This is a genomic window from Paracoccus sp. N5, from assembly GCF_000371965.1.
GTDB lineage: Bacteria > Pseudomonadota > Alphaproteobacteria > Rhodobacterales > Rhodobacteraceae > Paracoccus.
This window is the reverse complement of sequence record NZ_AQUO01000001.1, coordinates 1,661,071-1,675,295: the sequence shown is the minus strand read 5'-3', so window position 1 is coordinate 1,675,295 and position 14,225 is coordinate 1,661,071. Positions and strand designations below refer to the sequence as shown.

The 14,225-nt window shown below is 67.7% G+C and carries 14 protein-coding genes, 1 tRNA gene and 1 pseudogene; 7 read left to right on the top strand and 9 right to left on the bottom strand.

The features are described from left to right. The first annotated feature begins 24 nt into the window (after positions 1–24). Both PARN5_RS21835 and PARN5_RS0108420 read left to right on the top strand, forming a co-directional pair. Positions 25–2,280 (top strand): OmpA family protein, encoded by a 2,256-nt coding sequence (locus PARN5_RS21835; RefSeq protein WP_017999336.1) that lies wholly within the window; start codon positions 25–27, stop codon positions 2,278–2,280. Between the two features lie 42 nt (positions 2,281–2,322). After that, positions 2,323–2,649: a hypothetical protein gene (locus tag PARN5_RS0108420; RefSeq protein ID WP_017999335.1), complete on the top strand. Its 327-nt coding sequence runs from the start codon at positions 2,323–2,325 to the stop codon at positions 2,647–2,649. Positions 2,650–2,713: 64 nt separating this feature from the next. Here the strand turns inward: PARN5_RS0108420 and PARN5_RS0108415 are convergent, their stop codons facing one another. The 4 genes from PARN5_RS0108415 to smpB all read right to left on the bottom strand — a co-directional run bounded on the left by PARN5_RS0108415 (position 2,714) and on the right by smpB (position 6,080). Further along, positions 2,714–3,436, bottom strand: coding sequence for a hypothetical protein (locus PARN5_RS0108415; protein WP_017999334.1), 723 nt, complete (start codon positions 3,434–3,436; stop codon positions 2,714–2,716). 59 nt (positions 3,437–3,495) lie between these two features. Beyond that, positions 3,496–4,680, bottom strand: coding sequence for an amino acid aminotransferase (locus PARN5_RS0108410; protein ID WP_017999333.1), 1,185 nt, complete (start codon positions 4,678–4,680; stop codon positions 3,496–3,498). Next, positions 4,681–5,547: a 3-mercaptopyruvate sulfurtransferase gene (gene sseA / locus PARN5_RS0108405; protein ID WP_017999332.1), complete on the bottom strand. Its 867-nt coding sequence runs from the start codon at positions 5,545–5,547 to the stop codon at positions 4,681–4,683. A 62-nt stretch (positions 5,548–5,609) separates the two neighbouring features. After that, a complete protein-coding gene (gene smpB / locus PARN5_RS0108400; RefSeq protein WP_017999331.1) occupies positions 5,610–6,080 on the bottom strand; it encodes an SsrA-binding protein SmpB in 471 nt (156 codons plus the stop codon). Between the two features lie 100 nt (positions 6,081–6,180). On the opposite strand from smpB, the gene PARN5_RS0108395 reads away from it, so the two are divergent. Both PARN5_RS0108395 and PARN5_RS0108390 read left to right on the top strand, forming a co-directional pair. After that, a complete protein-coding gene (locus PARN5_RS0108395) occupies positions 6,181–7,845 on the top strand; it encodes a thiamine pyrophosphate-binding protein (RefSeq protein ID WP_017999330.1) in 1,665 nt (554 codons plus the stop codon). 274 nt (positions 7,846–8,119) lie between these two features. Then, positions 8,120–8,209 (top strand) — tRNA-Ser (locus tag PARN5_RS0108390). Between the two features lie 108 nt (positions 8,210–8,317). Here the strand turns inward: PARN5_RS0108390 and PARN5_RS0108385 are convergent. After that, positions 8,318–8,677 carry a hypothetical protein gene (locus PARN5_RS0108385; RefSeq protein ID WP_017999329.1) on the bottom strand — a complete coding sequence of 120 codons (360 nt, stop codon included), beginning with the start codon at positions 8,675–8,677 and terminating at the stop codon, positions 8,318–8,320. A gap of 82 nt (positions 8,678–8,759) precedes the next feature. Between PARN5_RS0108385 and PARN5_RS0108375 the strand changes: the two are divergent. The 3 genes and pseudogenes from PARN5_RS0108375 (at position 8,760) to PARN5_RS0108365 (ending at position 11,262) form a co-directional block, all read left to right on the top strand. Further along, positions 8,760–9,904: pseudogene (locus PARN5_RS0108375) on the top strand (IS3 family transposase). Between the two features lie 120 nt (positions 9,905–10,024). Beyond that, entirely contained in the window at positions 10,025–10,885 is an 861-nt protein-coding gene (locus PARN5_RS0108370) for a transposase (protein ID WP_017999328.1), read from the top strand. Further along, positions 10,858–11,262 carry a Mu-like prophage major head subunit gpT family protein gene (locus PARN5_RS0108365; RefSeq protein WP_157404021.1) on the top strand — a complete coding sequence of 135 codons (405 nt, stop codon included), beginning with the start codon at positions 10,858–10,860 and terminating at the stop codon, positions 11,260–11,262. Before PARN5_RS0108370 ends, PARN5_RS0108365 begins: the two co-directional genes overlap by 28 nt. On the opposite strand, the gene PARN5_RS0108360 is transcribed toward PARN5_RS0108365, so the two are convergent. From PARN5_RS0108360 to PARN5_RS0108345, 4 genes are all read right to left on the bottom strand, one after another. Beyond that, on the bottom strand, positions 11,235–11,969 hold the full coding sequence (locus PARN5_RS0108360) for a hypothetical protein (protein ID WP_026155281.1): 735 nt from the start codon (positions 11,967–11,969) through the stop codon (positions 11,235–11,237). The two genes, PARN5_RS0108365 and PARN5_RS0108360, sit on opposite strands and share 28 nt — an antisense overlap. 849 nt (positions 11,970–12,818) lie before the next feature. After that, entirely contained in the window at positions 12,819–13,097 is a 279-nt protein-coding gene (locus PARN5_RS0108355) for an I78 family peptidase inhibitor (RefSeq protein WP_017999325.1), read from the bottom strand. A gap of 10 nt (positions 13,098–13,107) precedes the next feature. Further along, positions 13,108–13,446 (bottom strand): hypothetical protein, encoded by a 339-nt coding sequence (locus PARN5_RS0108350; protein ID WP_017999324.1) that lies wholly within the window; start codon positions 13,444–13,446, stop codon positions 13,108–13,110. Positions 13,447–13,557: 111 nt separating this feature from the next. Next, positions 13,558–14,205 carry a TetR/AcrR family transcriptional regulator gene (locus PARN5_RS0108345; RefSeq protein ID WP_017999323.1) on the bottom strand — a complete coding sequence of 216 codons (648 nt, stop codon included), beginning with the start codon at positions 14,203–14,205 and terminating at the stop codon, positions 13,558–13,560. Between the last annotated feature and the right edge of the window lie 20 nt (positions 14,206–14,225).

The window sequence follows — 14,225 nt, the reverse complement described above, 5'->3', positions numbered from 1 at the left end:
GGAAACAGCCCGAGGGTTCCCCTGATGGCCAATCCCAAACGCCCTGGCGCGCGTCGCGGCCCGGTCGTCGTCGCGAGTCTGCTCGCACTGGTCGCCGCCGGCGGCCTGTCCTTCTGGGGCGCCACCGCCGCCGCCGATTTCATCGAAAGCCGCGCGATGCGCGATGTCTCGGCCGCGCTGGCGGGCCAGGACTGGGTGACGGTCAAGACGGACGGCTTGCAGGTGCAGCTGGGCGGCATCGCGCCCGACGAGGTGCAGCGCTTTCGCGCCCGCGCCCAGGCGGAAACCCTGGTCGGCGCCGGCCGGGTCGTGGACGACATGCAGGTCGCCGCCGCCGCCGCGCTGGCCACCCCGGCCTTCGAGATCGAGCTTCTGCGCAATGACGAGGGCATCTCGATCATCGGCCTGGTCCCGGCCGGCGTCGATCGCAAGGCGCTGGTGGAACGCCTGAAGCGGCAGACCGGCGCGGCGCAGATCTCGGACCTGATGGAAAGCGCCGACTATCCCGAGCCCGAGGGCTGGGACGAGGCCTTTGCCTTTGGCCTGAAGGCCGCGCAGCTGGCAAAACGCGCCAAGGTCTCGATCGCGGCAGGCGCGGTCTCGGTCCGCGCGGTGACCGACAGCCCGCGCGAAAAGGTCGATCTGCAGGCGGCGCTGAATCGCGCCCGGCCGGCCTCGGTCAAGCTGGCAGCCGAGATCACGGCGCCGCGCCCGGTGATCGCGCCCTTTACCCTGCGCTTCGTCAAGGACGACAGCGGCGCGCGCTTCGACGCCTGCGCCGCCGATACCGAGGCGGCGCGCGACCGCATCCTGGCCGCCGGGCGCGAGGCCGGGGCAACGGGCCAGCCGCAATGCACGCTGGGGCTGGGCGCGCCCTCGCCCCGCTGGGCCGATGCGGCCGTGCCGGCCATCGCGGCGGTCAAGAGCCTGGGCGCGGGGGCGGTCACGATCTCGGATACCGAACTCGCGCTCTTTGCGCCCGCCGAGGTGCCGGCGGATCGCTTCGACGAGGCCGCCGGCCGGTTGCAGGCGGCGCTGCCCGCCGGGTTCAACCTGACCGCGCAGCATGAAAAGCCCGATGCGGCGGCGCAGGGGCCGGCCGAATTCGTCGCGGTGCTCGATCACGACAGTGTCTCGCTGCGCGGGCGCATCACCGACGACCGCATGCGCGAGGCGGTGGAAAGCATGGCCCGCGCCCGTTTCGACCATGTCGACAGTGCGCTGCGCAGCGACGATTCCGTGCCGGGCGGCTGGACCCTGCGCGCCATCGCCGCCATCGAGGCCATGACCGGGCTGGAACGCGGCACGGCGACGGTGACGCCCGACCTGGTGCGGATCAGCGGGGTTTCGGGAAACCAGACCGCCTCGGACATGGTGGCGGCGCGGCTGGCGCAGCGCTTGGGGCCAGGCGCGCGCTATGAGCTGGCGATCCGCTACGACAAGCGCATGGATCCGCTTCTGGGCCTGCCCTCGGGGCCGGAATGCGTGGACCGGCTGAACGCGGCGATGCGGGAATCCGAGATCGGCTTCGAGCCGAACAAGTCGGTGATCGCCGGCGACCCCGGCCCGACCCTGGCCCGGCTGGCCGAGACCATGACGCTTTGCGGCGATTTCCGCATCGAGCTGGGCGGGCACACCGATTCCCAGGGCTCCGAGGGGTTCAACGCCGAGCTGTCGCGCTCGCGCGCCCAGGCGGTGCTGACCGCGATGACCGAGGCCGGCATCGACACCGCGAACCTGACGGCGCGCGGCTATGGCGAAAGCCGGCCCATCGCCGAGAACGACACCGATGCCGGGCGCGAGGCGAACCGGCGCATCGAATTCACCCTGCTGGCGGATGAGCCGGTCATGGTCGAGGCGCCCGCCCCCGCCGCGCTGGTCAAGGGCGTGACCGAGCCGCCCGAGGCGGTCGCCGCCCGCGCCGAGGCCGCCGCCCTGCGCGCGGCCAGCGCCGCCATCGGCCCGGCGCTTGGCGTGCCGACCGATCCGGCCTTGGCCTTGCAGGCCGCGACCGAGCCCGCCGCGCTGGCGGTGGCGCCGGTGGCCCCGGTCGAGGCCGGCGCCCTGCCCGCGGCGGCCACCGTGCTGCCCGACCAGCTGGCGATCCAGGCGGCGACCCGGCCCGCGGGCGATCTGCTGCCGCCGCCCGTCGCGCCCGAACTGGCCGCCACCCGGCCCTTGGCCGGGCTGCTGGTCGAGGCCGCGACCGAAACCGCCACCATGCCCGCCGCCACGGTGGTTGAGCCCGACCGCCCGCAGCCGCGTCCTGCGACGCCCTGACCCCGCACCCACCCTTTCCGCAACCCCAGCGCCCGAGCCTGCATGAACCGCACCGAATTCATCGTCGCCACCGCGATCATCCTGTTCGCCGCCTTCCTGCTGGGCTGGTTCGCCAGCTGGCTGATCCACCGCCTGTCCCGCGTCACCCGCGCCGAGATGGGCGAGCTGGAAAGCATGGCCCAGCAATTGCACGAGGCCGAGGAGGCCCGCGACCGCGCCGTGGCCGAGCTGGAAGAACGCGAGGCCGAACTGGTGGCGAAACTGTCGGGGGTCGAGGCCGAGTTGCTTGCCGTCCAGGGCGAGCTGCGCGAAAGCGCGACGGAGATCGAGGAGCTGCGCGACTATATCGAGCGCAAGCTGAAGCGATAGGCGCAGGACCGGGGCTCTGCCCCGGACCCCGGGGTATTTCTGAAGCAAAGAAGGCCGGGATCGTTCAGTCGCCCTCTTGCCGGATGGCGATGCGCAGCACCCGGCCGACGTGGAAATTGCCGAGGATCTCGTCGAAGACCGGCGAGCTTTCGCGGCCCGACAGCGCCGGGTCGCCGATCCAGCCCGAGGCAAGGTCGTGGCAGGTCTGGTCCAGGCGGCGGCCATAGACCGGATGCGGCGGCGAGCGGGTGCTGGCCAGGGTGAAGCTGTTCATCACCACCGGGTGGGCATCATAGTCGGACGGGCGGTCGCTGCTGAGGTCCACGCCGCGCCGCAGCAGGACGACCCGCCCGGACGGGGTTGCCACGTTCAGCTTTTGCGCCGTCTCGCGCAGCTCGTGCCACATCGGTTCGGGCATGGCCCCGGTGCGGGGCACCCGCTGCATGAGCAGGGGCACGCCGAAGCCGCCGCTGGCATGTTCGGTGTCGAACCAGATCTGCAGGATCAGGTCCAGCCGAGGACCGCCGCGCATGCCGCTTTGCGCGACGTGAAACAGCTCGGTCCCGATCCGGTGCGTCTTGATGAAGGGCAGGAACGGTTGCCGGTCATCGACGGTCGGCGGCGCGGTCAGCCGCACGTCATTGAGGGCGCTGGCGATCAGCTCGGCCCATTCGATGGCAAGCTCGGCGACCGGCGCTTCGGCATCGCGCCTGCTGATCCATTGAAAGCCGGTGAGGAAGCTCTTGCCCAGCTGGTCGATCCAGAAATCGGCTTCAAGCTTGGTCATGATGCGCACGCTGCCGGCCCGTGGCGGACCGCCGGACCGGGCCGGCGGCCGCGCCAGGATCAGACGCCGGCTTCGATGATGGCGCGGGCCAGGACCGGGATGGTGGCCTGGTTCAGCCCGGCGATGTTGATGCGGGAATCGCCGACCATGTAGATGCCGAACTCTTCCTTGACCCGCTTCACCTGCTCGGGCGTGGCGCCGAGGCGCGAGAACATGCCGCGGTGCCGGGCCACGAAGTCGAAGCGGTCCGAGCCCGACAGGTCGCGCAATTCGCCGGCGAGTTGCTCGCGCAGTTGCAGCATGCCGCCGCGCACGGCTTCCAGTTCGGCCATCCAGTCGGCGCGCAGCTCGGGCGTGTTGAGCACGGTCGAGACGATCTTGGCGCCGTGGAAGGGCGGGAAGGAATAGGTCTGCCGGTTCAGGAACGCCATGGCGCCCTGGGCCAGCTCGCGCGTCGCCGCGTCAGAGCAAAGCGCCAGCAGGCAGCCGGTGCGCTCGCGGTAGATGCCGAAGTTCTTGCTGCAGGAGGCGGCGATCAGCACCTCGGGGATGCGCGAGGCGATCAGCCGGGTGCCGGCCGCGTCCTCTTCCAGCCCGTCGCCGAAGCCCTGATAGGCCAGGTCGATCAGCGGCATCGCGCCGGTCTTTTCCAGGATCCCGGCGACCTCGGCCCATTGCTCCAGCGTCAGGTTGGCGCCGGTCGGGTTGTGGCAGCAGCCGTGCAGCAGCACGACATCGCCCTTTTTCGCCGCCGAGATGTCGGCCTTCATGCCCTCGAAATCGACGCCGCGGGTGGCCGCGTCGAAATAGCGGTATTCCTGCACCGGCACGCCCATGAAATTCATGATCGAGACATGGTTCGGCCAGGTCGGGTTCGAGACGAAGACCCGCAGGTCGGGGTTCGCCATCCGCGCCAGTTCCAGCGCCTGGCGGATCGCGCCGGTGCCGCCGACCGTGGCCAGCGTCGCGGTGGTTTCCGGCTTCAGCAGATCGCCCAGGATCAGCCCGCCCATGGCCTTCTGGAACTCCGGCTCGCCCGACAGGCCGGCGTAGCTTTTCGTCGTCTCGGTTTCCAGCATCCGCTTTTCGGCGGCAAGCACGGCGCGCATGATCGGGGTGTGGCCGCTGGCATCCTTGTAGACCCCGACGCCGAGGTCGATCTTGCCCTGGCGGGGATCGGCCTTGAATTCGCCCATCAGGGCCAGGATCTTGTCGGGGGCCTGCGGTTTCAGATTGCCCAGCATTCACGCGTCTCCGGTTGCGATTTTAAGGTCCGGGAAGCTGCCCCATTCGGCCCAGCTTCCGTCGTAAAGCGAATGGTCCCGGTGCCCGATGCGTTCGAGCGCCAGGAACAGCGAGGCCGCCGTCACCCCCGAGCCGCAGCTGGTGATGACTGGCCTGGACAGATCGACCCCGGCGGCCAGGAATTCGGCGCGCAGCGCGTCCGGCGCCTTCAGGGTGCCGTCGGCGTTATAGAGCCGGCCGAAGGGCAGGCTTTTCGAGCCGGGGATATGGCCCGCGCGCAGGCCGGGGCGCGGCTCGGGCGCCTCGCCGCGAAAGCGCTCGGCGCTGCGGGCATCGACGATCTCGTGGCTGCCGAGCTTGCTGGCGGCGGCGACCTGGGTCACGTCGCGCACCAGCCCGGCCTGGCGGGCGACGGTGATGTGGCGGTCGCGCTGGATCGGCGGCATGTCCTCGATCGGGCGGCCCTCGGCCTGCCACTTGGCAAAGCCGCCGTCCAGCACCGCGACGTCGGGCTTGCCCATTAGCTTGAAGGTCCACCAGACCCGCGCCGCCGAACGCACCGGCGAATTGTCATAAACCACGACCTGATGGCCGTCGCCGATGCCCATGGCGCGCATGCGGCTGATGAACATCTCGGGCGGCGGCGCCATATGCGGCAGCTGGCTGCGCTTGTCCGCGATCTCGTCGAGATCGAAGAAGCGGGCGCCGGGGATATGCGCCTCCATGTATTCGGCGCGGGCGTCGCGGCCCGGCTCCAGGAACCAGGTCGCGTCGATGATGCGCAGGTCGGGATCGTTCAGATGGGCCGCGAGCCAGTCGGTCGAGACCAGCACCCTGGGATCGTCGGAATCGGTCGTCTGGGACATCGGCCTGGCTCCCCCGCGAAAAACGCCTTCGATGTAACCGCAGGCGCGCGGGGCTGCAATGCCTATCCCTGTTTCAGCAGGCGCTGCTTCTGCCGGTTCCAGTCGCGTTTCGCGTCGGTTTCGCGCTTGTCGTGGTTCTTCTTGCCCTTGGCGACGCCGATCTTCAGCTTCACCATGCCGCGGTCGTTGAAATACATCACCAGCGGCACCAGCGTCATGCCCTCGCGCCCCACCGCCTGCCAGAGCCGCGCCAGCTCCTTGCGGCTGACCAAGAGCTTGCGCTTGCGCCGCTCTTCATGGCCGAAGACGCCGGCCTGCTTGTAGGCGGCGATATAGCCGTTGATCAGCCACAGCTCGCCCTCCTCGACCGAGGCATAGCTCTCGGCGATGTTCGACTGGCCGGTGCGCAGGCTTTTCACCTCGGAGCCGGTCAGCACGATCCCGACCTCGAGGTCGCTTTCGATGAAATAGTCGAAGCGCGCCCGGCGGTTCTCGGCGATGATCTTGTAGTTGGGATCGGATTTCGTGGCCATGACCCCGCACAGATACGGCGGGCATCGCAGGCTGTAAAGCCTTTGGCTTGCCAGCGCCCGCCCGCCCGGCAAGACTGGCGCCGGGACAAGGGAGGCATCGATGCGGCACGGCGGGCAGATTCTGGTCGATGCGTTGAAGGCGAACGGGGTCGCGCGGGTGTTCTCGGTCCCCGGCGAAAGCTTCCTGGCGGCGCTGGACGGGCTGCACGGCTCGGGCATCCGGAACATCGTCTGCCGGCACGAGGGCGCGGCGGCGATGATGGCCGAGGCGCATGGCAAGCTGACCGGCCGGCCGGGCGTGGCCTTCGTCACCCGCGGGCCGGGGGCGACGAATGCCAGCGCCGGCGTGCATGTGGCGCGGCAGGATTCCACGCCGATGATCCTGTTCGTGGGCCAGATCGCCCGCGCCGACCGCGACCGCGATGCCTTCCAGGAGGTCGATTACCGCGCCATGTTCGGCCCGCTGGCGAAATGGGTGGCACAGATCGACCAGACCGAGCGCATCCCCGAATACCTGTCGCGTGCCTTTCACCTGGCGGTCTCGGGGCGGCCCGGCCCGGTGGTGCTGGCCCTGCCCGAGGACATGCTGAGCGCCCGCGCCGAGGTGCCCGACATTCCGCCGCCCGCCGCGGCCCTGGCGGCGGTGGCGCCCGAGTCGGTCGCGGCGCTGGCCGAGGCGCTGGCCGGGGCCGAGCGCCCGCTGGTGATCCCGGGCGGCACGCTCTGGTCGCAGGCGGCGGCCGACGACCTGGCGCGCTTTGCCGCAAGCTGGGGCCTGCCGGTCGCCGTGCCCTTCCGCCGCCAGGGGCATATGGACAACGCGCATCCGAACTATGTCGGCGACCTGGGCGTCGGCATGAACCCGGCCCTGGGCCAGGCGCTGGCGCAGGCGGATTGCCTGCTGTCCCTGGGCGCGCGGCTGGGCGACACGCTGACCCGCGGCTATGAGCTGATGGACCCGGTGCGCCCGCAGGCGCGGGTGATCCATGTCCACCCCGCGCCCGATGAGCTGGGGCACCTGTGGCGGCCCGATCCGGGGCTGGTGGCCGATCCGCGCGCCGTGGTCGCGGCGCTGGCGGCGCTGCCCGCGCCGCGCCGCTGGGACGACTGGACCGCCGGGCTGCGCGCCGCATACGAGGCCTGGCAGCAGCCGCAGCCCACCCCCGGCGCGGTGCGGATGGAGGCCGTGGTGCGCTGGCTCTCGGACACCCTGCCCGAGGATGCGGTCATCACCAACGGCGCCGGCAATTACGCGGCTTTCGTGCATCGCTACTATCGCTTCCGGCGCTGGGGCAGCCAGCTGGCGCCGACCTCGGGCTCGATGGGCTACGGCCTGCCCGCGGCCATCGCCGCCAAGCTGCAGCATCCCGGCCGCACGGTGGTCTGCATGGCCGGCGACGGCTGCCTGCAGATGACGATGAACGAGCTATCGACGGCTGCCCAGCATGGCGCCGCCGTGATCGTGCTGGTGGCGAACAATGGCCGCTACGGCACCATCCGCATGCATCAGGAACGCAGCTATCCCGGCCGGGTCTCGGGCACCGATCTCGCGAACCCCGACTTCGCCGCGCTGGCCCGCGCCCATGGCGGCTTCGGCGAAAACGTCACCCGGCAAGAGGATTTCGCCGCCGCCTTCGCCCGCGCCCGCGCCGCCGGCACGCTGGCGGTGCTGGACCTGCGCCTGGACCCCGAGGCCCTGTCCACCGGCGCCACCCTGACCGAGACCCGCGCCGCGGGCGAGGCCGGCGCCGTCCGGGATCGGTAGCCGGACGAGCTCCGCGGCCTCGATGGGACCAGGCTCTGCTGAAGATCGCGCGGAAAGAGGTCTGCACCTGGCTCGGCTCCGCTCCCCCATGCCGAGCCTCGCCGGCCCGCCACGCCGTTCTTATGCGGGCCGGAGCGCAAAACCACCTCCGCACACCACGCCTGTGGCATGACGGGCCGCAAGAAATTGCGGAAATCCCGCGCTGGTCGGCCGGTCGCGCCATCTCTCCGATAGCCCCTTGTTTCCTTGCAGATTGCCCCATATACGGGGCGGCGGAGACGTGGCCGAGTGGTCGAAGGCACACCCCTGCTAAGGGTGCAGGCGGGAAACCGCCTCGAGGGTTCGAATCCCTTCGTCTCCGCCACAACATCCTGAAATCGTTGAATTTTTCAGAAATCTCCGCTGGACCAGCTAGCGGTTCGGGGTGCGCCCTCGTTACCAAACGGTAACGCCCCCTCAGAATCCGAGCCTTTCAGGCGGCGTTTTCGATGGTCTGTCGGACCATCGCCGGCGTGATGCTCAGAAGGACGATCTCGGCCTCGCCGCGGTCATCGCATGCAAACGCGACCTCCTCCTTGGGCACGGTGATCTCGTAGACGTAGGGGTCATCATGGACGATGCCCCGGTGCCCCTGCGCGAAGCCCTCCGCCACGGCGCGATCGGTGGTCCACGCCAGGCCGAAGGCGTCGCCGACGTCCTGGCCGCGAAACATCCGGATCTTCTCCGGCAGGTGCTCGACCAGGGGGATCGGGCGGCTGGATCTGAATCTGCGGAAAAGCTTGGCGAAGCGGGGGTGATCGATCCGATCGAAGCCGGACCATTCGCGGGCCACCTGAGCACCTCCCCGAAAATCGGACAGTGACGTAAGCTCTGATCTTCCGTCTGCTGGTCTCCAAGAACGAGGAGAACAGACGATGTCGAAACGCAGGAACCATGACGCGGGCTTCAAGGCTCGCGTGGCGCTGGAAGCCGTGAAGGGCGAGCGCACCGTGTCGGAGCTGGCCGCGGAATACGGCGTGCATCCGACGATGATCCACCAGTGGAAGAAGGCGCTGCTCGAGGGGGCATCGGACATCTTCGAACGCGGCAGGAAGAAGAAGGCCGAGGTCGACGAGGAGACGGTGCGATCGCTGCACGCCAAGATCGGAGAGCTGGCCGTCGCCAACGATTTTTTGTCACGAAAGCTCAAGCCCTGGACCGGCAGGTGAGGCGCGGGATGATCGAACGCTCTCACCCCACGCTGTCGGTCGGGGCGCAATGCCGTCTGCTGTCGATCTCGCGGTCGTCGTTCTACTACGCACCGCAGGGCGAGACCGAGATGAACCTGGCGCTCATGCGGCTGATCGACCGTCAGTTCCTGGAAACCCCCTTCTACGGCGTCCAGCAGATGACCTGGCACCTGCAGAACGAAGGGCACCCAGTGAACATGAAGCGCATCCGGCGGCTGATGCGGCTCATGCGTCTGATGCCGATCTACCAGAAGCCCAACACCAGCAAGCCTGCGAAGGGGCACAAGACCTACCCCTATCTGCTGGGTGGCCTGCGGGTCGATCGGCACAACCATGCCTGGTGTGCCGACATCACCTATCTGCCGATGCGACGAGGCTTCCTCTACCTGGTCGCCATCATGGACTGGTTCACCCGCAAGGTGCTGGCCTGGCGCATCTCGAACACGCTCGAAGCCGACTTCTGCGTCGAGGCGCTGAACGAGGCGGTCCACCGCTTCGGCCCGCCCGAGATCATGAACACCGATCAGGGCTCGCAGTTCACGTCCTTCGCCTGGACCGACCGGCTGAAACGGATCGGCACCCGGATCTCGATGGACGGCAAGGGCCGGTGTCTCGACAACATCTTCATCGAGCGCCTTTGGCGGTCCCTGAAGTATGAGTGCGTCTATCTGCACGCCTGGGAGACCGGCTCGCAGGCGAAGGCGGGCGTTGGCCGATGGATCACCTTCTACAACCACCAGCGGCCCCACGCCGCCCATGGCGGACAGCCGCCCGCCGTGGTCTACTTCAACCAGATCGAAACCGATCAGCAGGGGCAGAGAGTAGCTTAAATCATCCCGGAAACTGTCCAAGAGATGGGGAGTAGCTCACATGTCTACTATCAGGGCGTCTGCGGCAAACAGGCCTGCAAGGAGACAGGCCCCAACTGCCAGCAGGCAAGTCGCCATATCATGAAGCGCAAGAAACTGAGCCTCGAAACGGTTCTCACCTTTGCGGCGCAGAAACATTACGAGCACAGCACCAACACCCGGGCGGGTCGCAGGATCAGGAACCAGGGGATCGGTCACGCCGACAGCACTCTCAACCGGAGCGCGATCCATGTCGCCTCCGCGTTGGCACCTATCCAGGAGGCGATGTTCGACTACGTCAAGGCCGGCGAGGTTGTGCATGCCGACGAGACGCCGATCCGCGTTCAACGGCAAGGGGCGGCCAAACAGAAGGGCAAGGGCCGGTGCGACAGGTTCTACATCTATGCCTTCTTGCGTGATGAGCGGAAATGGAACCCGGATGCTAGGCCGGTGGTCGCCTTTCAGGCGCGATCGTCACGGTCCGGCGAAACGATCAAGGGGCTGATGTCGGGAACAGCGATCCGCCATCTCCAGATCGATGGCTACGCCGGGTATAATGTCCTCTTCAAGGCCGACGGCCGGAACGACGCAATGTCGCCGGTTCGCTGTTGGGCGCATACCAGGCGGAAATTCGAAGAGCTTTCCAACAGCCCGCTGTCCAGGCGGTTCGTGGACCTGATCAAGGGAATGTATGTTGTCGAGAAGGCGGCGGCCTATCTTCCTTTTGCTGAGCGTGAAGCCAAGCGTCGGGAACGGACCCTCCCGATCGTCAGCGAAATCGAGAGGCTGCTCGAGGAGCATAAGGAGGTCGCGCAGGGTAAGCTGAAGACCGCCATCAACTATACGCTCAACTCTTTCGAGGCGCTGCAACGCTTTATCTTCGATGGCCGGCTCGAGATCGACAACAATCCGCGAAACTCGCGGACGGCAAGGCGCTGTTCCACGCCAGCCGCGGCAACCTGATTCCGGATGCACTGAGCAAGCATGGACTGGCGAAAGCCCGCGCCGCGCTGCGCAAGGTGACCGACATCGACGGTGAGCCGATGGGCCTGACGCCCAAATATCTGGTCGTCAGTGAGGAGCTGGAGATGGCAGCGCAGCAGCTGATCTCGCCGATCACCGCGGCCGTGACGGGCGAGGTCAACCCCTTCGCGGCGCAGCTAACCCTGATCGTTGACCCGGTTTTCCAGGGCACGGAGTGGATGCTCGCCGCGGATCCGGATTACGGAGATGCCATCGAGCTGGCCGACCTGCGCGGTCATGAGGGCGTCCGGATCGAGGAGATCCCGAACCACCTGATTGACGGGCTGAGCTACCGCGGCTCCGGCTGTGGGCGTTGATCATGACGCTGGCACGACCCGCTAGTCCACCTCCGCGCTCCTCGGTTCGATCGAGGCCCCGGGGCGCCGGGGAAAACTTGGTCCGGCTTCATCACCCCCGAGCCGGGAAAGGGGCAGCAGATCGTAGATATCCTGCGCGACGCGCTGCTGACCCGGCGTATCCCTTGACTATACGCGCCGTCCAGGAAGGGCGGCGCGGCGAAAAACCAGGCCTCGTAGCGGTCCCAGGACATGCCGGTTTTTCGCAGCCGTTCCTTGAACATCGCGCTCGCCCGATGCATCGTCTTGCGCACCACCAGCAGATTGCCCCGCCGGCTCTTGATGATGAACGTATTGTCCCATCCCCGCGCCTGGAATGCTTGGGCGTGCCATTCGCGTTCAGCGCGGCCGGCAATGGGATCGCCAGATAGCGCCCATTCTTGGCCCGGATCACCGCGCCCTACTCCTGCGCCTTGAGATAGCCCGGCAGCATGAACTTGGTCTCCGTGCCGCCCCGTGTCCTTCATGGTGCAGGTCGTCACCGACGCATGCGTCCGGCCCGAGCGCCGTTGCAGCCCCATCGGCTGCGCATCGGGTGCGTAGGGCGTGCCCGTGCGCTTGCCCATTTCATGCGCCACGACGTCCATGTATTCCTTGAGCGCCTGCTCGCCCGCCTCCTGCAATTCCCGCACGCGCCGCGACACCAGACCCATCAGATATGCGGGCATCTGCACAAGCGTAAGAGCGGCCGCCCGGCATTACCGCCCCCCGGCTCGAAGCCAATCATCAGAGTCCGGCCCCCCGCTTCAAGCGGACGCTGAATAACCGCCTCGATATCGCATTGGCGCCACCGCACCATGCGACCAATGGGATAGGCTGACAGACAGTCCCGCCCTTCACCCGCCGCCAGAATGTGGATTGCGAAGGGACAGCATCGCCGCCGCCTCGATATCCCTTATCAGTTTCTCCGCCGGCCCTCGTTCAATTCAGTGACTGAACATGACTGAATATCCATGGTGTGTGGAGCTATTTGTTGAAGGGTTATTTTCGCGCCGTGGCGCGGAATAATATCAACCCGTGCGCGGCAGGGAATAATCAGACCATAGCGCCATCAATTCCCGTCTGCGGTCCACAGCGTTGTGCACGCTATGCTCCAAGCACTTTTCGGCGACCGTGTCGTTCGCCCGCGCGCTTTCGCTGGCCTAGTCCCGGAAGATCGAAACCGTGCGCGGTGATGCCACTGATTCCCATCCGCCGGAACAGCGCCGCAAGCGCATTGTAGCTCATGGGCTCTTGCGCGCCCCTCGGCGCGCCCTTCTTCACCATCATGGAGAACTTCGTCCAAGCCGCGCACCCGGTGCACGACCGCCAGCGCCTGCGGGGACAGCGGCACGCGGTGCTCAATCCCCATCTTCATGCGCTCGGCCGGGATCGTCCGGTGAGGATCACTTTTTACTTGGCACGGCCCATGCAGCGACGCTCTTCAGCCGGGCCCCGCCGCAAGGATGCTGATGCGCATCCCCCGCCTTTTACCACCCGCCGCAAAGAAAAAGGGCGCGGTCGCCGCGCCCCCTCCTTCAGTAGCAACCGATCTTCGCGATGACGGCCTGGCCATCGATCTCGAAATTCAGCCGGTCAGGGCGCAGGTCCATCGTCACCGCATCCCGCGGTCCGATCACCCGCGTCGCCTGAGGCAGCTTCATGCTGTCGAGAACCGCGCGCGGCTGGCCGACCAGGCCGCGGAACTGGGCGGCATGGCAGCTGTCGGCCTCGGGCTGCGGGGCGGGCGCCGGGGCTTCGGTCTCGACGCAGCCGGCCAAGGCGCAGACCGGCAGCAGAAGAAGCAGGGCCTTCATCGCCGCGTCCTCAGCCGCAGTCGATGTTGTAGATATTGCCGGCCGCATCCAGGCGGAAGACGATGCGCAGGGGGTTGTATTCCTGCGGCTCGATGCCGCGATATTCGACGACGCGATATTCGCGCGTCACGCCCAGGGTCGAGATGACGGTGCCCGGCTGACCCAGCGCCGCGACGTAATCCTTGGCGTGGCAGGCATCGGGCTCGCGCGATTCCAGGCCGCTGACGCCGGCGACGGGGGTCGGCGGCAGGGGCGCCACGGCGGGCACCGGCTCGGGCTCGGGGGCATAGGCCGGCGCGCAGGCGGCAAGGGGGGCAAGGGCAAGAAGCGCGATCAGGGCTCGGGTCATCGGGCGGTCATCCAGTGCGAAAAGATCTGACGCGGCATCATAAGCAGGCCGTCGGCAAATGAGAAGCGCCCCCGGCAGATCGCCGCCGGGCGTGGCGCCGGTGCCATGGCGCTAATGCGCCGGCTCGGGCAGGGCGGCCTGCTTGCTGCCATAGCAGGCCAGGAACATCCGCACGGCACCCCGGTTGACCTTGCGCAGCTGGTCCTTGTCGATCGCCTGCGGCCCGAGGAACAGGGCGCGGTTGTGAATGCCGACGCCGGCAAGCTCGATCAGCTGGTCGGCAGCCAGGTCGAGATCGGCGATGCACAATTCATGGCGCTGCACGCAGCGTTCCAGATAGCCGACCAGTTGCCGGCGCAGCAGCAGCAGGCCGGATTCGTAATACTCGCGGGCCAGCGAGGGGAAGCGCTCGGCCTCGCCGACGCTGACGCGATAGATGCGCAGCCCGAATTCCGAGATCAGATGCGCCGAGATGATCTGCACGATGAAGGGCAGCACCTGCTCGACCGGCAGGTCGACCTCGACCAGGGCGCTGGCATCGGCGGTCTCGCGCGCCAGCTCGTTGCGGAAGACCTCGATGAACATGACGCGCTTGTCGGGGAAATAGCTGTAGAGCGTGGCCTTGGAGACCCCGGCCTGGCGTGCGATCTCGTCCACGCTGGCGCCTTCGAAGCCGTCGCGCAGGAAAATCGTCCGCGCCCCTTCAAGCACCTGCAAAAACTTGCGGCCGCGCGTCACCGGAAGCGACTTGATTCCCATGCAAACACCTACTCATAACT